General features: G+C 67.5%; 18 protein-coding genes and 2 tRNA genes. 9 read left to right on the forward strand and 11 right to left on the reverse strand.

Going from position 1 to position 20,952, the window contains the following annotated elements:
- Positions 1 to 47: 47 nt before the first annotated feature.
- A complete protein-coding gene (locus tag RIV14_RS04815) occupies positions 48 to 1,949 on the forward strand; it encodes an AMP-dependent synthetase/ligase (protein WP_075372512.1) in 1,902 nt (633 codons plus the stop codon).
- Between the two features lie 379 nt (positions 1,950 to 2,328).
- Here the strand turns inward: RIV14_RS04815 and RIV14_RS04820 are convergent, their stop codons facing one another.
- From RIV14_RS04820 to RIV14_RS04835, 4 genes are all read right to left on the reverse strand, one after another.
- Positions 2,329 to 2,655: a chorismate mutase gene (locus RIV14_RS04820; protein ID WP_075372513.1), complete on the reverse strand. Its 327-nt coding sequence runs from the start codon at positions 2,653 to 2,655 to the stop codon at positions 2,329 to 2,331.
- A complete protein-coding gene (gene clpX, locus RIV14_RS04825; protein WP_070659092.1) occupies positions 2,652 to 3,953 on the reverse strand; it encodes an ATP-dependent Clp protease ATP-binding subunit ClpX in 1,302 nt (433 codons plus the stop codon). The genes RIV14_RS04820 and clpX overlap by 4 nt, the downstream gene beginning before the upstream one ends.
- A gap of 254 nt (positions 3,954 to 4,207) precedes the next feature.
- Positions 4,208 to 4,882, reverse strand: a complete 675-nt coding sequence (locus RIV14_RS04830; protein WP_070659051.1) for an ATP-dependent Clp protease proteolytic subunit — start codon at positions 4,880 to 4,882, stop codon at positions 4,208 to 4,210.
- Position 4,883: 1 nt separating this feature from the next.
- Positions 4,884 to 5,522, reverse strand: a complete 639-nt coding sequence (locus tag RIV14_RS04835; RefSeq protein WP_003786603.1) for an ATP-dependent Clp protease proteolytic subunit — start codon at positions 5,520 to 5,522, stop codon at positions 4,884 to 4,886.
- A 326-nt stretch (positions 5,523 to 5,848) separates the two neighbouring features.
- Between RIV14_RS04835 and RIV14_RS04840 the strand changes: the two genes are divergently transcribed.
- Positions 5,849 to 6,217, forward strand: coding sequence for a cupin domain-containing protein (locus tag RIV14_RS04840; RefSeq protein WP_075372515.1), 369 nt, complete (start codon positions 5,849 to 5,851; stop codon positions 6,215 to 6,217).
- A 576-nt stretch (positions 6,218 to 6,793) separates the two neighbouring features.
- Entirely contained in the window at positions 6,794 to 7,927 is a 1,134-nt protein-coding gene (locus tag RIV14_RS04845; RefSeq protein ID WP_075372516.1) for a glycosyltransferase family 2 protein, read from the forward strand.
- 177 nt (positions 7,928 to 8,104) lie between these two features.
- Here the strand turns inward: RIV14_RS04845 and tig are convergent, their stop codons facing one another.
- From tig to rpmF, 4 genes are all read right to left on the reverse strand, one after another.
- Positions 8,105 to 9,469 carry a trigger factor gene (tig, locus tag RIV14_RS04850; RefSeq protein ID WP_075372517.1) on the reverse strand — a complete coding sequence of 455 codons (1,365 nt, stop codon included), beginning with the start codon at positions 9,467 to 9,469 and terminating at the stop codon, positions 8,105 to 8,107.
- A 280-nt stretch (positions 9,470 to 9,749) separates the two neighbouring features.
- A tRNA-Pro gene (locus tag RIV14_RS04855) sits at positions 9,750 to 9,823 on the reverse strand.
- A 48-nt stretch (positions 9,824 to 9,871) separates the two neighbouring features.
- Positions 9,872 to 9,942 (reverse strand) — tRNA-Gly (locus tag RIV14_RS04860).
- 34 nt (positions 9,943 to 9,976) lie between these two features.
- Positions 9,977 to 10,141, reverse strand: a complete 165-nt coding sequence (gene rpmF / locus RIV14_RS04865; RefSeq protein WP_065362189.1) for a 50S ribosomal protein L32 — start codon at positions 10,139 to 10,141, stop codon at positions 9,977 to 9,979.
- Positions 10,142 to 10,296: 155 nt separating this feature from the next.
- On the opposite strand from rpmF, the gene RIV14_RS04870 reads away from it, so the two are divergent.
- The 3 genes from RIV14_RS04870 to epsC all read left to right on the forward strand — a co-directional run bounded on the left by RIV14_RS04870 (position 10,297) and on the right by epsC (position 13,277).
- The gene (locus RIV14_RS04870) at positions 10,297 to 11,085 is read left to right on the forward strand and encodes an IMPACT family protein (RefSeq protein ID WP_075372518.1); all 789 of its coding nucleotides are present in this window, start codon (positions 10,297 to 10,299) and stop codon (positions 11,083 to 11,085) included.
- 560 nt (positions 11,086 to 11,645) lie between these two features.
- Positions 11,646 to 12,575 (forward strand): cysteine synthase A, encoded by a 930-nt coding sequence (gene cysK, locus RIV14_RS04875; RefSeq protein WP_070659046.1) that lies wholly within the window; start codon positions 11,646 to 11,648, stop codon positions 12,573 to 12,575.
- Between the two features lie 126 nt (positions 12,576 to 12,701).
- Complete coding sequence (epsC, locus tag RIV14_RS04880; RefSeq protein ID WP_075372519.1) at positions 12,702 to 13,277, forward strand: serine O-acetyltransferase EpsC; 576 nt, start codon at positions 12,702 to 12,704, stop codon at positions 13,275 to 13,277.
- A gap of 74 nt (positions 13,278 to 13,351) precedes the next feature.
- Here epsC and RIV14_RS04885 read toward each other — a convergent pair whose 3' ends face one another.
- Genes RIV14_RS04885 through RIV14_RS04895 form a run of 3 tightly spaced genes read right to left on the reverse strand, consistent with a single transcriptional unit; the run spans position 13,352 to position 16,201 of the window.
- Positions 13,352 to 14,650 (reverse strand): alpha/beta fold hydrolase, encoded by a 1,299-nt coding sequence (locus RIV14_RS04885; RefSeq protein WP_075372520.1) that lies wholly within the window; start codon positions 14,648 to 14,650, stop codon positions 13,352 to 13,354.
- Positions 14,651 to 14,690: 40 nt separating this feature from the next.
- Positions 14,691 to 15,692: an Fpg/Nei family DNA glycosylase gene (locus RIV14_RS04890; protein ID WP_075372521.1), complete on the reverse strand. Its 1,002-nt coding sequence runs from the start codon at positions 15,690 to 15,692 to the stop codon at positions 14,691 to 14,693.
- A 2-nt stretch (positions 15,693 to 15,694) separates the two neighbouring features.
- Positions 15,695 to 16,201: a ribose-5-phosphate isomerase gene (locus RIV14_RS04895; RefSeq protein WP_070659042.1), complete on the reverse strand. Its 507-nt coding sequence runs from the start codon at positions 16,199 to 16,201 to the stop codon at positions 15,695 to 15,697.
- A 98-nt stretch (positions 16,202 to 16,299) separates the two neighbouring features.
- Here RIV14_RS04895 and RIV14_RS04900 point away from each other — a divergent pair, with 98 nt between their 5' ends.
- From RIV14_RS04900 to RIV14_RS04910, 3 genes are all read left to right on the forward strand, one after another.
- On the forward strand, positions 16,300 to 18,483 hold the full coding sequence (locus tag RIV14_RS04900) for a M13 family metallopeptidase (RefSeq protein ID WP_075372522.1): 2,184 nt from the start codon (positions 16,300 to 16,302) through the stop codon (positions 18,481 to 18,483).
- A gap of 208 nt (positions 18,484 to 18,691) precedes the next feature.
- Positions 18,692 to 19,642 (forward strand): LPXTG cell wall anchor domain-containing protein, encoded by a 951-nt coding sequence (locus tag RIV14_RS04905; RefSeq protein WP_075372523.1) that lies wholly within the window; start codon positions 18,692 to 18,694, stop codon positions 19,640 to 19,642.
- A gap of 157 nt (positions 19,643 to 19,799) precedes the next feature.
- Positions 19,800 to 20,903: an LCP family protein gene (locus RIV14_RS04910; protein ID WP_075372537.1), complete on the forward strand. Its 1,104-nt coding sequence runs from the start codon at positions 19,800 to 19,802 to the stop codon at positions 20,901 to 20,903.
- The last annotated feature ends 49 nt before the right edge of the window (positions 20,904 to 20,952 follow it).

Raw genomic sequence — 20,952 nt, forward strand, 5'->3', positions numbered from 1 at the left:
ACGGGAGCAAACGTCGCCGGCGGCCTCGGGCGGGCATACTTGCCACCATGACCGACGCCTCCGCCCGACCGGCCGACTCCGGCCCCTCCGCCTCGTTAGAGGAGCACGCCACCGATCTCCTGGTCCCGGTTCACAACGGCATGACGACGCCCTGGGCTCTGGCCGAGCGTGTGCGCCGCAATCCCGACGGCGGGCTCATCGCCCGCAAGTCCCCCTTGGGGCGGCGCTGGCGGGAGATGAGCGCCAGTGCCTTCCGCACCCAGGTGCGTGAAGTGGCCGCGGGCCTGGTGGCCCGAGGACTTCAGCCCGGAGATGCCGTCGGCATCATGTCGCACACGTCATACGAGTGGACGCTTCTGGACTTCGCCGCCTGGGAGGCGGGCCTCGTCGTCGTCCCCGTCTATGAGACCTCCTCGGCCGAGCAGGCCCAGTGGATCCTCACCGACGCCAGTGTGAAGCTCATCGTCGTGGAGAACGAGGCCATGGCCTCCATGGTGGGTGCACTGGCCTCCTCCGTGCCCGAGCTGGAGAGTCTGCAGGTGATGTGCGTCGAGCGTGAGGACGTGCTGGGGCTCATCAGGGCAGGTCGAGGCGTGGACGCCAGCGAGCTCGACCGGCGCAGCGCGGCCCTGACCTCACAGTCCCTGGCCACCATCGTCTACACCTCCGGCACCACCGGCCGTCCCAAGGGCGTCGAGCTCAGCCACGGCAACCTCGTGCACCTGTGCGTCAACGTCTGCCCGCACGTGCCCGAGGTCCTGGGCGGGGCCGAGGTCCGTTTCCTGCTGTTCCTGCCCCTGGCCCACGTGCTCGGCCGGTTCATGGAGATTGCGGTCGTCTGCTCGCGCGCGGGCGTGCTGGGGCACGTGCCCGACGTGCGGAATCTCCTCAACGACCTGGGTTCCTTCCGGCCCACGGCGGTCCTGGCCGTGCCCCGCGTCTTCGAGAAGATCTACAACGCCGCGGACGCCAAGGCGACCGGTGCCAAGCAGAAGGTCTTCCGCCTGGCGGCCAAGACGGCGATCGCCTACTCACGCGCTCTGGACACCCCGCAGGGCCCGTCGCGCCGTCTCAAGGCTCAGCGCGCCGCCTTCGACAAGCTCGTCTTCTCCACCCTGCGCTCCGTGCTGGGCGGGCAGGTCACCCACGTGATCTCCGGGGGCGGGCCTCTGGGCGAGCGCCTGGGGCACTTCTTCCGCGGTGCCGGGGTCACCGTCCTGGAGGGCTACGGCCTGACCGAGACCATGGGGCCGTGCAGCGTCAACCTGCCCCGGGCCACCCGGATCGGGACCGTCGGCACCCCGCTGCCCGGCTGCGCGCTCCGTTTGGACGACGACGGGGAGATCCTGGTCCGGGGCATCGGCACCTTCACCGGCTACCACAACAACCCTGAGGCCACGGCCGAGGCCTTCACCGCCGACGGCTGGCTGCGCACCGGGGACATCGGCTCCTTCGAAGGCGCTGAGGGCTTCCTGAGGATCACCGGGCGTAAGAAGGAGCTCATCGTCACCGCCGGAGGCAAGAACGTCGCCCCCGCCCCTCTGGAGGACCGACTGCGTGGTCATCCGTTGGTCAGCCAGGTGCTCGTCGTCGGTGAGAACCGCCCCTGCATCGGCGCGCTCCTCACCCTGGATGCCGAGATGCTGCCGCTGTGGCTGTCCTCCCACGGGCTGGAGGAGATGACGGTCGTCGACGCCGCCCGGGACCCGCGGGTGCGCGCCGCCCTGGAGCGGGCCGTGGCCCGGGCCAATGAAGCGGTCTCACGGGCGGAGTCGATCCGTACCTTCGAGGTGCTGCCCACGGACTTCACCGTGGCCAACGGCCTGCTGACCCCCTCGCTCAAGGTGCGCCGCGCTGAGGCGGAGAGGCGTTTCTCGGCCGAGATCGAGGCTCTCTACACGCGCACGCCACTCGTCCCCAACGCCACTGTCTCGCCGTCGCAGGGCTAGAGGCTGCCGCACGATCCCGCTGCGACATCGTCGGCCATCACTACCGGAAGTCGATGAGTACGGAACCAGGATCGACCGTTGTGTCCTGAACCGGCCACGCTCCATGGCGGCTCAACGACTGGCTCACGAATCGAGGACTGCGTTGTCCGTCCAGAACGTACTTGTCCGGCAAACGACTGTCATCCGCCCGCAGTCAGCTGTGGGACAACGCAGTCCTCGAGTACGAAGTACGTTCCCGATCAGAGCCTGGGCCACGTAGCGGCTCCGGGCGCGCCGGCTGCTCCACAACTGCCCTCGTACTCGCCCCGGCCTCAATGGCTTATGTCGCAGGGAGTCACGGAAAACTCACCCGAACAGCTGCGCCCGGTGGCTTCTGCGGCTATGGCTGCTTGGCGCGCTCGGCCTCGTGGTCGTCGCGGATCTCCTCGTGGTGCTGGATGACCTCGGCGACGATGAAGGTGAAGAACTTCTCGGCGAAGACCGGGTCCAGGCCGGACTCCTCGGCCAGTGCCCGCAGACGCGCCACCTGCTGCCGCTCGCGCCCTGGGTCGGCCGGCGGCAGGTCCAGCCTGGCCTTGAGCAGGCCCACCTGCTGGGTGCAGCGGAAGCGCTCTGCCAGGAGATGGACGAGGGCGGCGTCGAGGTTGTCGATGGTGTCCCGGTAAACGGCCAGCTGCGGGGGAACTCCCGCCTGCCCCTCGCTCATGCGGTCCGGCTCCGCTCCCCCACCTTGTTCGTCGAGCGCAGCGTGCCCGACCCGGACTGATAGCGGGGCTTCCCGGTGCCCCTGACGGCATCGGCGTCGACAACGACGCGCCCGACCTCAGGCAGGGAGGGAACCTCGAACATGGCCTGCCCCAGGACCTCCTCGACGATGGAGGTCAGCCCCCGGGCTCCGGTCTTGCGCTCCAGGGCGAGAGAGGCCACCGCCTCGATGGCCGCGTCGGTCAGCTCCAGCTCGACGCCGTCAAGACTGAAGAGGTACTGGTACTGGGAGACCAGAGCGTTCTTGGGCTCGGTCATGACGCGCACGAGCTCGCGCACCCCCAGGTCCTGGACCGTCGCGATGACGGGCAGGCGGCCGATGAACTCGGGGATCAGACCGAACTTGTGAAGGTCCTCGGGGCGCACCGGTGAGGTGAAGACGTCTTTCGCCCCCGTGCTGCCGGTCAGCTGCGCCCCGAAACCCACCATCTGGGCACCGGACTCCTTGCGCTGACGCTGGCGCACGATCTCCTCGATACCGGCGAAGGCGCCTGCGGCGATGAAGAGAATATTGGTGGTGTCGATCTCCAGGAACTCCTGGTGCGGGTGCTTGCGCCCGCCGCCGGGAGGCACGGAGGCCGTTGTCCCCTCGATGATCTTGAGCAGTGCCTGCTGCACGCCCTCACCCGAGACGTCACGGGTGATTGAGGGGTTCTCTGCCTTGCGGCCGATCTTGTCGATCTCATCGATGTAGATGATGCCCTTCTCAGCGCGCTTGACGTCGCCGTCAGCGGCCTGGATGAGCTTGAGGAGGATGTTCTCCACGTCCTCGCCGACGTATCCCGCCTCGGTCAGCGCCGTAGCGTCGACGATGGCGAAGGGGACGTCGAGGAGGCGAGCCAGGGTTCGGGCCAGGTGAGTCTTACCGGTTCCGGTGGGCCCCAGCAGGAGGATGTTGGACTTGCCCAGCTCCAGGCCGTCCCCCTCGGCCACGGAGCGCTCCTTGACCTGGACACGCTTATAGTGGTTGTAGACCGCCACGCTCATGGCGCGCTTGGCGGCCTCCTGACCGATGACGTACTGGTTGAGGAAGTCGAAGATCTCCTGGGGCTTGGGCAGCTCAAGAGGTACGCCGGCACCGGAGTCGCTCAGCTCCTCGTCAACGATCTCGTTGCACAGCTCGATGCACTCGTCACAGATGTAGACACCGGGCCCGGCGATGAGCTTCTTGACCTGCTTCTGGCTCTTGCCGCAGAAGGAGCACTTCAGCAGATCCACACTCTCAGCGTTACGTGCCACAGTTTCCTCCAGGTTCGTCATCGGCCCCCGAGCCCGGGCGGTCCTGCGTCAGCCTACGGGCTGAGACGGCAGGTGCGCCGAGGGCATGGCGGCGTGTCCAGTCCGCAATATGCCACGTTGGGCATCATGCTGCCAGCGTTTGCGGGTCTGATTTCCACCGGCTGCACGTGCAGTGCTCCAGCCGGTTGCTGGAAGGAGCACTGCACGCAGCGTCAGCACGGCGTCGACGACCCGGTCGGCATCCCAGCGTCTCCTCAGGAGGAGTGCGGGGAGGCCGGCGCCTTGCGAGAAGTGAGCACCTGGTCCACGATCCCGTACTCCTTGGCGGCTGCGGCCGTGAGAATCTTGTCGCGCTCGAGGTCGGCGTGGATCTTCTCGCGGTCCTGGCCGGTGTGCGCGGCCAGGGTGTCCTCCAGCCAGGAGCGCATGCGGTCGATCTCGTTGGCAACGATCTCGATGTCGCTGGCCTGCCCCTGCATCCCCTCCATGGCGGGCTGGTGGATGAGGACGCGCGCATTGGGCAGGGCCAGGCGCTTGCCCTCGCTACCGGCGGCCAGGAGCACGGCCGCGGCGGAGGCCGCCTGCCCCAGGCAGACGGTCTGCACCTGCGGCTTGATGTACTGCATGGTGTCGTAGATGGCCGTCAGCGCCGTGAAGGATCCGCCGGGGCTGTTGATGTACATGGTGATGAGGCCGTCGGGGTCCTGGGACTCCAGGACCAGGAGCTGGGCCATGATGTCGTCGGCGGAGGCGTCGTCGACCTGGACGCCCATGAAGACGATGCGGTCCTCGAAGAGCTTGGCGTAGGGGTCCTGACGCTTGAAGCCGTAGGCGGTGCGCTCCTCGAACTGGGGCAGCACGTAACGGGCCTGCGGCATGGCACCGGCCTGGCGGGCGACGGCCTCGAAGTAGGGACGGGTCGAGGACATGTCAGTTGTCTCCGTTCTGCTTGCCGATCTCCCGACTGGAGCGCACGATGTGATCGACGAATCCGTACTCCAGGGCCTCCTGGGCCGAGAACCAGTGGTCGCGGTCGGAATCGGCGATGATCTCCTCCACGGTGTGTCCGGTGTTGGCCGCGGTGATCTCCGCGAGCTCCTGCTTCATCTTGATGATGAGGTCGGCGTTGATACGGATGTCAGTGGCCGAGCCCCCTGCGCCGCCGGAGGGCTGGTGCATGAGCACGCGGGCGTGAGGTGTGAGGTAGCGCTTGCCCTTGGCGCCGGCCGACAGCAGGTGCTGCCCCATGGAGGCGGCCAGGCCCGTGGCCACGGTGGCGACATCGGGCTGGACGTACTGCATGGTGTCGTAGATGGCCATGCCGGCGGTCACCGAGCCGCCGGGGCTGTTGATGTAGAGGTAGATGTCCCGCTCGGGATCCTCGGCGGCCAGCAGCAGCATCTGGGCGCAGATGGCGTTGGCGTTGTCGTCACGCACCTCGGAGCCGAGCCAGATGATGCGCTCCTTGAGGAGGCGGTTGTAGATGGAGTCGGTCAACCCCAGACCCGCGCCTGCGGCGTCGGCTGCCTGGGGAGGGGCGACCGCAGCGGGTGTATAGAGCTCGCTCACGTCAGTCCTCTCATGGTCGGTGTCGCCAACGCTAACGCGATGCCCCCGGCCACCATGCCCGCCGTCGCGCCCTTTTCGCCCACGGCGCAGGTGCGGCGATCAAAGCCGTGGCCTACGTCGAGCATCCTCGCAATCACGACACCTTCCTCGACGCTCAGCGTCCCGGCAGATCGCACCCCTCGGCCTCATCGCCAGTACTGTCTGCCCTGACAGCATCATCCGGCGCTCGACGCACCCACGCCTCTTGGCACGGTCGGCCCGGCCCTTGCAGCCCCGTAACCTTCACCGCCCTCACCACCAACACCATAGGAACCATAGGAGAACACATGTCCCCCTCACCCAGCACCCCCTCCACCGAGTCCCTGTTCCGGCTCGGCCTCAACGCCGCCCTCCCCATCTCCGAGGAGGCGACCACCTCGCGGGTCGTCGTCAACAACGACATCCTGCGCACGGTCGTCTTCACCTTCGACGCCGGCCAGGTCCTCACCGAGCACTCCTCCCCCCGGGCAGTGATCGTCACGCTCCTGGAGGGCGAGATGGACTTCTCCATCGGCGAGCGCACCGAGAGGATGGGCGCCGGGGATGTCATCTACCTGGCACCCGGCGACCGTCACGCACTGACGGCCGTGACGCCGTGCCGCATGCAGCTGGTCATGGTCGACGTCGACAAGGCCAGGGCGGCGAACGAGAAGTAGCCCCGGGCAACGGGCAACCGCCACCTGTCAGCAGCCGACCGGCGGACGATACCGCCGCGTGGGGTGGGGCGCGAAGCGCTGAGGTCTTCGCCCTCACCCCACTTCCTTGTGAATTCCACTAAACCAAGCGCCTCCTCCACGTACGCAGCAGAGCCCGGACGACCAGACGCCACCTGAGGTATCGGGCGCAGTGTTGCGGCTCACTCGAACCCCAAGGCATGAGGCCTCGGTAAGCCAACTCACGCTTCCTTGTAGGAAACCTAAACCTTCCATGAGTGAGATTGTGGGCGCCCGAGATCTTGACGTGACCCGCTCCCCACACCGTGGCATCGACGAGGACGGCGTGGCACCATCGATTTTATCCAACCGATAACATTGGAGTGCCCGCCTGCCTGACGACACCAAAGCCCTCTAGCCCGGGCTTCTCACCACCGTCAGCCGGCCACATTCTTTTACGATTCAATAACCCCGTCCCCGCTCGAACAGCACGTCTTTCCCGCCTGCCGCACCACCCAGTAAGGGGCCACCCGTGTTCAGCACGCTCACACAACTCCATGAACCAGAGAGGACCTCCGCATGATCGTCATTACCCTGCTGGTGGGAATCCTGTTCTGGATCGGAATTGATATCTGGGCCGGCATTACCTCAAAGTGGTATAAAGCCGTGGAGCTGAATCCGAGCATCACCTCAGACGACTTCAGCGTCCTGGTACCGATCTACGGCAATGTCAAGTACTTGCAGAACGCGGATTACCTGCACCCCTATGGAGATCGAGTAGTCCTGTGCACCACCTCTGGTGAGTCTGAGGAGTTCTACCGCGACCTTGAGGACATCGCCATTCGCTACGGGTTCAGAATCTTCCGCAGCAACTACGTCCCGCGCAAGGTGGGCCGCAAGCGGAGCACCTCGGGAATCACCCGGGACACGGTTGTCCGCGACGCGCTGCTGGCCGCCCCCCTCAACTCCTACATCGTCTGCCTAGACGCCGATACCACGGCACAGGAGCCACTGACCCACATCATCGGCGCCCTGGTGGCCAACAAGGCCGACTTCGCCTCGGTCACCATCGTGCCCCAGAAGAAGGGCCCCTTCATCGTCCAGATGCAGCGCCACGAGTACGTGGTCTCAATGCGAGCCCGCAGAATCATGCCGTGGCTGCTCAGCGGCGCCCTTCACATTGGCAAAACCGACGTCATGCGCCAGATCATGGCCCGCCACTCACTGTTCTTCCAGGGCAATGACATCGAGTCCGGGATTATCGGGGACGCACTGGGCTACAAAGCCGTTCACATTCTTGCCCACGTCAACACCAACGCACCCGACACCCTCTACTCCTGGTGGCGCCAGCGGATCGCCTGGAGCGGCGGTTCCTTTAGACTTTTCATCATCAACTTCAGATTCGTCTTCCAGCACCCCTTCTTGTGGCTGTACAGCGGTATTGTGGTTATCAGCATGTTCGTGCTCAGGTGGATAGCCGTCGTGAATCCCGGATGGACACTTCTGCTGGCACTGTTCATCTACTACGCCGCTATCGTGTGGCTTCACTGGGACCACGGCAACAAGTGGCTGATCTTCCAACCCTTCTACTGCCTCTTCGTCAGTCTCATCGTAGTTCCCATCGGTGTCGCCTACTATTTCAAGATGGCCATTCCTGAGCGTAACTTCGGGGTCATTCGTCCCAAGCGCAAGGAGCTTGTCACAGCGGGCTGATCCTCGACCGGGACGCGTCGTCCCGTCCAGCCAACGTGGGCGCTCCCGTCCCAGCGGACTACCCCGCACAGCACAGCGGGCCCGCCTTCTCCTGGAAGGTGGGCCCGCTTGCTTGACGCGAGGCATCCCGCTTACGTGGGAGCCTATGTCAGCTCATGCGCCTCAGCGGCCGTGAGCTCACTCGGCGTCCTCGTCCTCAGCGGAGTCGGTGTCCTGCTCAGTGGCAACGGCTGCGGCCTGGGCTGCCGCGGCGGCGGCGTCCTCGTCGGAACCGATGAAGGCGGACAGGTCCACGGACTCGCCCTTGGAATCAACCACCGCGACCTGACGCAGCGCCATGGCCAGCGACTTGTTGCGGGCGACCTCGGAGACGAAGGCAGGGATCTGGCCGGCCTGCTGAGCGCCCTGGAGGAACTGGGCGGGCTCCATGCCGTACTGCTGAGCGGTCTGGAAGAGGAACTCCAGCAGCTCGTCCTGCGCCACACCGACCTTGAGGTCCTCAGCCAGGACATCGAGGATGATCTGGTCGCGCACACCGGTGACGATGTCCTCGCGGATCTCCTTGGCGTGCTCCTCGTCGCCGTCCTTGCCCTCGGCCTGCAGGTGCTGGGCGACCTCGGCCTCAACGACGGCCTCGGGGACATCGAAGGAGACCTCGCTGCGCAGGTGCTCGAGAAGGGCGTCGCGGGCAGCGACTGCCTGCTCACCGGTCTTGCGCTCGGTGACCTGCTTGACGAGATCCTCGCGCAGCTCCTCGACGGTGTCGAATTCGGAGGCGATCTGGGCGAACTCGTCATCGACCGTGGGCAGCTCACGCTGCTTGACGGCAGTGGCGGTCACCGTGACCTCGGCCTGCTCACCGGCGTGCTCCCCGCCGGCCAGCTCGGTGGTGAAGGTGGCGGACTCGTCGGTCTTCAGACCGCGCAGGGCGGTGTCCAGGCCCTTGAGCATGTTGCCCTTGCCGATCTCGTAGGAGACGCCGGAGATGGAGTCGACCTCCTCGCCGTCGATGACAGCCTTGAGGTCAATGGTGACGAAGTCACCGGTCTTGGCCTTGCGGCCCACGGACTTCAGGGAGCCGAAGCGGGCACGCAGGCTGTCCAGCTCGGTGTCGACGTCCTCATCGGTGACCTCGACGGCGTCCACGGTCAGCTTGGCCTTGCTCAGGTCCGGCAGCTCGATAACGGGGCGAACAGTGACCTCAGCGGTGAAGGCCAGCTGACCGCCGTTCTCTCCGGTGGCGTTGGGCAGCTCGACGACGTCAACCTCGGGCTGGAGCATGGGGACCCGCTCAGCCTCGGTGATGGCATCCCGGTAGAAGTCGGAGAGCTTGTTGTTGACGGCCTCCTGAATGACGGCCCCGCGGCCGACGCGCTGGTCGATGACCCGGTTGGGGACGTGACCGCGACGGAAGCCGGGGACCTGGATCTGGGAGCCGATCTCCTTGTAGGCGGCATCCAGGCTGGGCTTGAGCTCCTCATAGGGGACCTCAACGGTCAGCTTGATGCGACTGGGGTCAAGATTCTCGACTGTGGTCTTCACGGGGGTTGCTCCCAAGGTCTGAGTTCTGCGGTAACACCGACGCGCTCGAAGGCGCTCGGCGGACGCGCGTCTGTGGCGTCAATCCGTGCCATCTTAGGGCAAACGGACAGTGGGATCGACGCTGCGCCCGTCCCTGGCACATGAGTCTGGACACAGGAGGAGGCGCCGTACAGGGTGCGTCATCGCTATCGGACGCACCGGCATATTCACGGGCCACGCATCCGGCATTGACGCGCTCCTGATGCAGTCTGCTCGTGGGTCGCGCCCACAGGACGAGGAGTCGGGCTGGCGGGATTTGAACCCGCGGCCCCCTGCTCCCAAAGCAGGTGCGCTACCAAACTGCGCCACAGCCCGTGACGTGACGAAAGGGACCGCCGAGGAGCGGCCCCTTTCGGCTCACAGAGCGGGTGACGGGAATCGAACCCGCGCAATCTGCTTGGAAGGCAGAGGCTCTACCATTGAGCTACACCCGCGTGGATGAAGGGTTTCACCCCTCCACCAGCAGCCTCACTGCTCGATGAGGCCTTCCTTGTAGGCCCGCGCCAGACGGCGAGGCACGGAGATCTCGCGGCCCTGGACGCGGATGGTGGTGAGCTCGGTGAGCTTGGCCTTCCACTGTGAGCGGCGGTTGCGGGTGTTGCTGCGGGACATCTTCCGCTTCGGCACTGCCATGGGCCCGCTCCTCTCTCATGAACCTGGGGATCGGACGACCCCTCGAAACTGGACCGAGGGACACCATAACGACATCGCCGGGACCGCTTCCAGTCCAAGACCGCCTCAAGGCGTGTGACATCGGTCCCGCACCCGCCCCGTGCGAGGATCCTGCCATGGCCTCGCACGCCCCTCGCACACCATCGCACCAGCCGTCTCAGGAGCACGGATCCCCCGGGCTCATCACGCTGATCCACGGCGAGCAGCCCGAGATCGACCTGGAGATCAGGAAGTCCCACTTCCTGGCACGTGCCTGCCGCACGGACTCCATGGACGAGGCCCGCAGCTTCATCGCGAGCGTGCGCTCCACCTACCCCGACGCGCGCCACCACTGCTCGGCGCTGACGCTCACCGACCTCTCCGAGGAGCACACCCTGGCCGCCCCTCCCCCACCCACCGAGCGTTCCAACGACGACGGCGAGCCCTCCGGTACGGCCGGCCAGCCCATGCTCGACGTGCTGCGGGGAACGGGGCTGGCCAACACGACCGTCGTCGTCACCCGCTACTTCGGCGGAACGCTCCTGGGAACCGGCGGACTGGTACGTGCCTACTCCGAGGCGACCGCTCAGGCGCTTCAGGCGGCCACGCGTGTCACCCTGACCCGGCTTCATCTGTGGGACCTGCGCGTTCCGGTGGCTCAGGCAGGCAGGATCGAGGCGGAGCTGCGCTCCCGCAATCCCACCGCGACATCGGGGCCGACGGTGGAGGGCGGCGCGGTCGCCGCCGCCTCGATCATTCACGTCGAGGAGACGATCTGGGGGCCGACCCACGCCGTCCTCGTGCTGGCCACGTCCTGCGCCGACCCTGAGCTCCTGCACGCCCCACTGGCAGCCCTGACTCGGGGCGAGGGGGTGGCAGAACCGGCCGGCAGCCGACTGGTTGAGATCCCTGCGCCTTCGGCCTGATACCCAAGGCCGGCATTGTGACCCTCCGGCGCGGCGGCCACCCGACACGCACGGGATCGGTCGCGTTCGCGACCACATGCGAACAGATGCCGGACGGATGTGGCGATCACCGTCTGAGGCGGGGTAGGGTTTCACCAGCAGCGGGCACCACGCCCCAGATAAGCTGATAAGCAGTTCACGCCCGGGCAGGCGCATTTCAGTCGCCGTGAGGAACAGAGGAGGACCCATGATGGTTAAGGCCGTCATGTGCACCGTGTCCGCCATGTCCTCCATGGCCTCCATGCCCATTGCGCCCATGTGCTGCTGCCGGTGTCGGTAGAGCGCCAGGCCACGACATCTGTGCGCGTACCGCTGCGCGCATGCCCGGCGCTCCCGAAGCAGGCGGTCACCCCTGCTGTTTGAGCCACTCCCTACGACGTGGCCACCCCTGACGGACGCGGACCGTCCCCACTTCACTTTTCTTTCACGAGCTCTTGCGGGCCCGACGTCGCCACATCACACGGCTCCGCCGGTCGCCGTCACCACAGAGCTCACCCAACCCACATCCGAAGGACATCACTATGACGTACGCACCCGACGCAACCGCCCTGGTCGGCAACACTCCCCTGGTCCGCATCAACCGCGTCACCGACGGCGCCCCCGCCACCGTCCTGGCCAAGGTGGAGGCCTTCGAGCCGGCCGCCTCGGTCAAGGACCGCATCGCCCTGTCCATCGTGCGCGCCGCGGAGGCCTCCGGTGACCTCAAGCCCGGCGGCACCATCGTGGAGGCGACCTCCGGGAACACCGGAGTCGGCCTAGCCATGGTGGGAGCGGCCCTGGGCTACAAGGTCATCATCACCATGCCCGAGACGATGTCCAAGGAGCGCCGGGCGATCATGCGCGCCTTCGGTGCGCAGCTGGTGCTGACCACCGAGGGCGGCGTGGCCGGAGCAGTCAAGCGGGCCGAAGAGATCCAGGCCGCCACCCCCAACTCGATCCTCGCCTCCCAGTTCACCAACCCCGCCAACCCCAAGATCCATCGCGAGACGACGGCCCGGGAGATCCTGGAGCAGACCGGGGGCGACATCGACGTCTTCGTGGCCGGTATCGGCACCGGGGGCACGCTGACCGGCGTGGGCCAGGTACTGCGTCAGGAGAAGCCCGGGGTGCGGATCTACGGCGTCGAGCCCTCCGAGTCCCCGCTGCTGAGTGAGGGCCAGGCCGCCCCCCACAAGATCCAGGGCCTGGGCCCCAACGTCGTTCCTGAGATTCTCGACCAGGGCATCTGGGACGAGCTGCTCCACATCGAGTCCGACGTCGCCATCACCTACGCGCGTCGCGCCGCGGCCGAGGAGGGCCTCCTGGTGGGGATCTCCTCGGGCGCCGCTCTGGCCGCCGCCAGCGAGCTGGCCAGGCGCCCTGAGTTTGAGGGCAAGACCATCGTCACCGTCCTGCCCGACACCGGTGAACGCTACCTGTCCACGCCTTTGTTCAAGGACTTCCTCGACTGACACTCCCCGACGGCGGCGAACCTGGGAACAGGCGAGCCGCCGTCGGTGTTGTCACCGGCGCAGCGGGTGAGGTGAAGGCTCACATGCCGACCTGGGCCGCACCGTCACCCATCAGAGGAGCACACCATGCACAACTCCAAACGGTCCTTTCTGGACCTGGCCCGTGAGGACCTGGCCACGGCGCGCAGACGCGACCCCGCCGCCCGCTCCAGCTTAGAGGTGGCCCTCCTCTACCCGGGTGTCCACGCCCTGTGGGCGCACCGTGCGGCTCACAAGCTGTGGCACAAGGGGCACCGCTTCGCGGCGCGCGCCCTGTCTCAGGCGGCCCGCAACTTCACCGGTATCGAGATCCACCCGGCCGCGAAGATCGGTGAGCGCTTCTTCATCGACCACGGCATGGGCGTGGTCATCGGTGAGACCGCGGAGGTCGGCGACGACGTCCTGCTGTTCCACGGAGTGACTCTGGGCGGGGTGTCGATGAGTCCGGGCAAGCGTCATCCCACCATCGGCAACAACGTGCAGATCGGAGCCGGCGCCAAGGTCCTGGGACCGGTCACTGTCGAGGACGGGGCCAAGGTGGGGGCCAACGCGGTCCTGGTGAAGAACCTCCCGCAGGGTCATGTCGCCGTGGGCGTGCCCAGCCGGGCCCGCGACCCCCGCACCGACCCCGAGCTCATGATGGACCCGACCATCTATATCTGAGCCGTCTCACGGCATCCCAGCAAGCGCCTCACAGGCCACCTCACGTCGCCCGATGAAGCCGCCCGCGCACGCGGTCAGCGGGCGATCACTCCGGCGGCCAGGTCGCGCAGGCGCTTGAAAACCCGGCCGCTGGAGGCGCGTGAGCCGTCGTGCTCGTACTCGCTGGTGATCCAGGTGCGCAGGCCGGGGATGAGCGCGGCCGTCTCCAGGGAGGTGGTCATCGGCACGAACACGTCGCGGGCGTAGACGGCGGCCGCCCCGGGCGTCGTCGTGGACCTGAGGCGGGCCGGGTCGTAGAGCGCCGGCCACTCGTGCGCGGCCAGGAGGTCGGCCACCTCCAGCCAGGGGCGCAGACCGGCGTCCTCGACGAAGACCTCACGGCGCACGTGCTCACCTGTCAGCAGGGTGGGATCGTCGTCGAAGACCGCGGGGCGCACCCGCTGGGCGGCCCAGTCGGTGGTGCCGGTGTCGGCCCAGCAGGACTCGTGGATGACGGCGTAGAGCGGGAACCTGCCGCCGAAGGGCAGGCACTGCCCCAGGTCATAGCGGAAGGCCCAGGAGTCGGGGTCGCGCTCCAGGAGGTAGTGGATCGTGTCTGCTCCCCCGGCCCCGCCCAGCAGGGCACCGAGCGAGCGCAGGCGCTCAGGTCCGACGAGGTCCCCTCCTGCCGTCCTCAGCTCACCCCGACCGGCCTTCTCGGCCAGAGACGCCATGTGGTCGCGGTCCTGGGGGAAGCGGGCGTAGTACTCCTCGCTCTTGACGCGCATCGCCTCGTAGCTGAGGGCGTAGACCTCGTCAATGCTGTGCCCGACGGCGGGCAGGCCACCGGTGATGTAGACCTTCTCCAGGCTCTGGGCGTGCTCGGAGAGGTACCGGGTGACGCAGAACCCCCCGAAGGACTGGCCCAGCAGGCTCCAGCGCTCCAGGCCCAGGGCGCGGCGCAGGTCCTCACAGTCCTCGACGATCTCGTCGGCGCGCAGGTGAGTGAGCAGCCGGGCGGTGTCTGCGGGAGCGCCGGCGGCATCGGGCCGGTCCACCGGGCTGGAGGCGCCGGTGCCGCGCTGGTCGACAAGGATGAGTCGGTGGTGCTCCAGGATCGCACCGATCCAGCCGAGCCCGGAGTCGGCGCTGGGGCGCGGCGCCTCGCAGCCCGGCCCGCCCTGGAGGAAGACCAGCGGGGGCCTGGAGAGCGGGTCGATGCCGGCGACTGAGATCTCACGGGCGTAAACGGTGATGGACTCCGTCCCGTCGGGGGCTGAGTCCCCCTGCCCGCTGCGGTCCAGGGGAACGGTCAGGTGGTGGTCGCGGGTCAGCAGGCCGGCAGTCGAGGAGGACCAGCTCGAGGAGTGCAGGGCGGGCGAGGCGTTCGACATGCCGCCACCTTAATGGTGATCGGCGGGACTCCAGCCGGTTTCAGCGGGCCTGGCAGGTCGGGCACCAGAAGAGCCGGCGGGACGCTACCTCCCGCTCGGCCACCGGGGTCCCACAGCGCAGGCAGGGACGGCCGGTGCGGTGGTAGACGTACCACCGGCCGGCCTCAGGGTCGTGGGGCGGCAGGGGGTCGGGGACGTCGTCGAGGTCGACGGTGGTGATGAAGCCGGTGGCCACCCCGTACTCCATGAGGGGGCGCAGGTCCTCCCAGATAGCCCGCAGCCGCTCCTGGCTGATGCGGTTGCCCGCCTGGAAGGGCGAGACCCCGACCCGGAAGAGCGTCTCAGCCCGGTAGATGTTGCCGGCCCCGGAGATGACGGCCTGGTCCATGAGGAGCTCCCCGATGCTCTTGCGCCGCGAGCGCGCCTTGGCCACGAAGGCCTCCACGTCGGCGTCGGCGCGCAGCGGGTCCGGGCCGAGGCGGCGGCGCACGGTGGCCACGCCCTCGGCGTCCAGCAGCTCGCAGGCCGCCGGTCCGGTCAGGTCGGCTACCCCGTGCTCGCCGAGCAGCCGAAGCCGCACCGCACCGCGCGGCTCGGGCGGCTCCCACTCCTCGGGGGCGGGCCCGTGCGCGCCAGCGCCCTGGTGCCCGGGTTCGAGGCTCCCGCCGTTCAGTCCGCTCAGGGCCGATCCTCCTCCGCCCTTGAGGGCGTGCTCGCCGCGCTCCCCGACGCGCCGACGCGGCGCTCCGATGGCGTGGGGCGCCGTGAACTCACGGTCGCCGTCGAAGGTCCACGCCCCGTAGAGGCCCAGGTGGATCCGCAGCCAGGTGACGGAGGCGTCGTCGAGGGACATGTCGGCGCGGGGACCGAAGGGCAGGAAGAGGTGCTTGCCGTGGGCCTGGCTACCCAGGAGGACCTGGCCGTCCAGACGGCTCGCCCCGTCGGCGAAACGCCCCTGCGGTGAGCACACGCGCAGGCTCTGGCCACCGTAGAGCTCGTCAAGGGCGGCGGCGAGCCGGTGGATGGTGTGCCCCTCCGGCATGCTCAGGCCCCGGTGGAGGTGGAGTCGTCGGTGGGATCAGCCGCTGGAGCGGCGGCGTCATGAACGCGGCTCTCGTAGTCGGCGAGCTGGGCGATGCGACGCACGTGGCGCTCATCGCCGCTGAAGGGCTCGGTGAGGAAAGCATCGATGATGGCCAGGCCCGCCCCCAGATCATGCATGCGTCCACCCAGGGCGACGACGTTGGCGTTGTTGTGCTGGCGGGCAAGTCGGGCGGTCTCGATCGACCAGGCCAGGGCGGCGCGCACCCCGTCAACCTTGTTGGCAGCGATCTGCTCCCCGTTTCCACTGCCCCCGAGAACAATGCCTAGGCTCCCGGCGTCGGCCACGACGGCCTCCCCACAGGCCAGACAGAAGGCGGGGTAGTCGTCATCCGGGTCGTAGGAGTGGGCTCCGTGGTCGACGACGGCGTGCCCCTGCTCCCTCAAGTGCTCGATCACGGCGCTCTTGAGCTCGAAACCGGCGTGGTCGGAGGCGATATGGATGCGCATGGGCAGAATTGTGCCTCACGCGAACAGCGCTTCGCACCATGAGGCAACGGGCGCTGTCAGAGCACCTGAGAGCAGCGGAGCGGGTTAGCGTGTCCGCTATGACTGACGCCTGCGCGACCTCACCGACTTCCACCGGCCCTGCATCGGACTCACCGGCCCACCGCTCTCAGCCAGCGGGTTCCCCCGGCCCCACCGTCGACGCGGTCCTCGCCGGCGTGCTGGAGACGGCGCACACCGACACCTCCGTGCGCCCCCAGGACGACCTGTTCCGATTCGTCAACGGCCAGTGGCTCGCGACCGCCGAGATCCCGGCGGACCGTCCCAGCACCGGAGCCTTCACGACGTTGCGTGACGAGGCCGAGGCCGCCTGCCGCCAGATCGTTGAGGAGCTCGCCGAGCAGCTCTCCTCCGTGGCGCCCGAGGAGGTCTCAGAGGTCCTGGCCACCAACCGGGGCCGAGTCGGCGCCCTCTACGAGGCCTTCATGGACGAGTCCCGCCTGGAGGAGCTGGGGGCCGAGCCGCTGGCTGGGGAGCTGGCGCCGGTGCTGGGCGCCTCCTCCAAGGAGGATCTGGGCCGAGCACTGGGAGAGATAACGCCCATCGGCTTTATGGGCGTGGTCGGTGCCGATGTCGAGGTGGACATCAACGACCCGGAGCGCTACACGAGCTGGATAGGCCAGTCAGGGCTGGGGCTGCCGGACGAGTCCTACTACCGCGAGGAGGCTCAGGCCCCGCTGCGCCAGGCCTATGTGGAGCACGTGGCCAGGATGCTGGCTCTGGCGGGCCTGACGGAGTCCTTCGGCGCCTCGGGTGAGGAGCTGGCCGAGCGGGTCATGGCCGTGGAGACCGCCCTGGCCAAGGGGCACTGGGACCGCGTCACCTGCCGTGACGTGGAGAAGATGAACAACCCGATGTCCTGGCGGCAGATCGTGGACTCGGCCCCGGGCCTGCCCTGGCACGAGTGGCGCGAGGGGATCCGCGCGGCCGCCCGGACCGCCGGCATCGAGCAGACCACCTTCCTCGAGGAGGCCATCGTCACCCAGCCCGACTACCTCCCCCACGCGGCAGGCATCTGGCGACAGACCGACCTGGAGGACCTCAAGGCCTGGGCCGCCTGGCACGTCGTTCACGGACGCGCCACCCTGCTGTCAGGCGCCTTCGTGGAGGAGAACTTCGACTTCTACGGCCGCACGCTCCAGGGGACCGACGAGCTGCGGCCCCGCTGGAAGCGCGGCGTCGGCCTGGTGGAGTCCTGCCTGGGCGAGGCACTGGGCGAGATCTACGTGGAGCATCACTTCCCGCCGTCGCACAAGTCGGCGATGGAGGCCCTGGTGGGCCGCCTCATTGAGGCCTACCACCAGTCCATCTCCTCGCTGGAGTGGATGAGTCCGGCCACGCGGGAGCGGGCCCTGGAGAAGCTGGCGCTGTTCACCCCCAAGATCGGCTATCCGGTGCGCTGGCGCGACTACTCGGCCGTGGAGGTCGTCCCCGGGGACGTGCTGGCCTCGGTGCGCAGCGTGGAGCGGGCCGATATGGCCTACTCGCTGAACAAGCTGACCAAGCCGGTGGACCACGACGAGTGGCACATGACCCCCCAGACGGTCAACGCCTACTACAACCCCACCATGAACGAGATCGTCTTCCCCGCGGCGATCCTTCAGCCTCCCTTCTTCGACCCGCAGGCCGACGACGCCGTGAACTACGCGGGCATCGGCGCCGTCATCGGTCACGAGATCGGCCACGGCTTCGACGACCAGGGCTCCACCTTCGACGGCACCGGAAAGGTCAGCGACTGGTGGACCCAGGAGGACCGGGAGGCCTTCACTGAGCGCACGAGCGCGCTCATCAGCCAGTACGACGCCTACACCCCCGAGGTCGTCGTCACCAAGCACCGGGACGCGGGCACGGCGCAGGCAGAGATCCCGCACGTCAACGGCGCCTTGACCATCGGGGAGAACATCGGCGACCTGGGTGGTCTGGGCATCGCCCTCAAGGCCTACTCCCTGGCCCTGGCCGACTCCGGCATCCCCTCACTGGATGAGGCTCCTGTCATCGACGGGCTCACCGGCCTGCAGCGCTTCTTCTACTCCTGGGCGCGGATCTGGCGCTCCAAGAGCCGCCCGGACTACGCCGAGCTGCTCCTGACCGTCGACCCGCACTCGCCGGCGGAGTTCCGTTGTAACGGAATCGTGCGCAACGTGGATGCCTTCTACCAGGCCTTTGAGGTGGATCCCAACGACGCCTTGTGGCTGGATCCCAACGAACGGGTCTCTATTTGGTAAATGGCCCGGATGCTCGGAATCAAGCTCAAGCAACCAAAACTCGTTGCCCCAGTTAGACGAATCCACAACTACCCACCACTGAGGTCGACACCTCATCTACAAAAAATCGTGGAACCTCGCCCTGAGGGGCGCTAAGGTGGGGGCAACGCGGTGATACCCCGACTCACCGGTTGCCACCCATCCCCCTCATATCTATCTAGGAGTACTCATGCGTCTCGGACGCCCCCTGGCCGCCGCAAGCGTGATGGCCGCTGCCATCGGCGCCTCCCTCGCCGCCTCCCCCGCGCTGGCTGACAACTCTCTCGCCTTCAAGTTCGCCGAGGACCAGCAGAACATCGTCAGCCCCTCGGACCCCGCCTTCACGGTGTCGGGAACCGGCTGCACCGGCAAGGACGCGGCAGTCGGTATCGCCCTTTACACCCCTAAGGGCGATATGTCCACCGTCGTGACAGCTACCCCCGACGCCGAGGGCAACTGGTCCACCACCCTGAACATCCCCGAGCTGGTCAAGTCCACCGGCGTTGAGGCCAAGACGGACGGCTCGGCCGACGGCTGGTCCATCGGAGCCGGCTGCGTCGCCTACGGCGAGAAGAAGGGCCAGGTTCAGGAGGCCATCGCCTTCGACGACACCAAGGTGGAGGGTACCTACAAGATCACCACCGACCAGGACGGCACTCAGAAGATCACGGTGAACGTCAAGGGCTTCTCCCCCAACGAGGAGGTCACCCTCACCCTGGTCAACAAGAACGACCCCGCCAAGACCTACCCCGTCGGCAAGCTGAAGGCTGACGCCAACGGCAACGTCACGGGTGAGCTGCCGGCCCCCTCGGATGTGCCTGACGGCGAGTACACGCTGACCTTTGAGGGCGACCGATACGGCGAGGGCGGCAGCAGCACCAGGACCGTCGTCGTCAAGGGCCACCGCTTCGACCTCGCGGATGACGCTAACAACAGCATCGGCGACAACGGTGGCGCCACCGCCAACCCGACCGCTCCCGCCAACAACGGCAGCGTGAACGTCCCGGCCACCCCTGCGGCCTCCACCTCGGGCAAGCCTCTGGCCAAGACCGGTGCCAACGGCCTGCTCTTCGGAGGCATTGCCGCGGCCCTCGTGGCCATCGGTGGCGGCGTCCTCGTCGTGCGTCGCCGTAAGGCCTGATCGTCTCCTTCCAGTCTGACTGGGAACATGTCCCGCCGGGGAGACAGCACCACCGCGTGCCGTCTCCCCGGCGGCCTTGTCCCATCCCGCAGCCCTCATGCGGCGCGCACGTCCGCGCCTGACGGCACAGCACTGCCCCGAAGTGGACACTGAGACCATGGACTCCACCTCCCACGACGAGCACAGCGCAGCCCCCTCGGAGGCCTCGGACGCCACCGGGGACCTCCCCGACGCCGCCTCCCCTCCGCCTCAGCGAGGCCGTCGACGTCGGGGAGGCACAAGCATCAAGCGCTGGTCGAGGCGACGCAGAATCGTCGTCGGCCTGAGCGCCGCGGTCATGACGACCGCTCTTGCACTGGGAACCGACGTGGCCGTCCTGGTTCATCGCCCCGCACGCGTCGATATCGCCATGCCCTCCACGTCCTCCCCGACGGCGGGCGAGACTTGGCTGATCCTGGGAACCGACTCGCGCGCCACCGTGCCGGGAGACCAGAACCGCTACGGAACCACTCAGGAGGTGGAGGGCTCCCGCGCCGATGTCATCGCCCTGGTACGCCCCTCTCAGGAGGGACTCACCGTCATCAACCTGCCCCGGGACCTGACCATCAACAGTAAGGGAAGGGAGCTGGACCGCCTGGCCACCACCTACGTCCCGGGACCGCAGAACACGGTCAACGCCCTGTGCACGGGCCTGGGAATCCCCACCTCGCATCTGGTGACCATCGACATGGCTCAGTTCGCCACCATCATCGACTCCTTGGGAGGCATCGAGGTGGACGTCCCCGAGCCGGTTCGGGACGCCTACACCGGACTGAACCTCACCTCCGCCGGCCACCACCGGCTCAGCGGGATCGACGCCCTGGCCCTCGTCCGCTCACGGCATCCGGAGATCCTGCGCGACGGCAGATGGGTGGCCATGAGCCAGGCCGATGGCGCCCAACGCCGCAGCCAGTCCACAGCCACCGTCATGCAGGCCGTGCTGTCCGCCATCGGGCAGAAGGCCAGTAATCCCGTCTCACTCCATCAGCTGGCACACACCGTGGCCGGGAACATCACCCTGGACTCAGGTACCGGGCTCAGCGACCTGGCCACACTGGGACGCAGTGCCTCAAAAGCCGGGCGGGCCGGAGCCACGACCATCGTCGACCTTCCGACAGGACCTCGGGACGAGTCGATCATCGTCTCACCCAACCAGGAGTCGCGTGACCTGCTGGCCCGCTATGGGTACAGCCCCAAAACCTGTCGGCCAGCAGGCTCCTAGTCGCTAACCTTCGAGACTGCGAGCCTTCCCCGCCGTATCAGCCTTTCGT

Origin of the sequence: Actinomyces acetigenes, from assembly GCF_031296635.1 — a bacterium.
GTDB classification, from domain to species: Bacteria; Actinomycetota; Actinomycetes; order Actinomycetales; family Actinomycetaceae; genus Actinomyces; species Actinomyces acetigenes.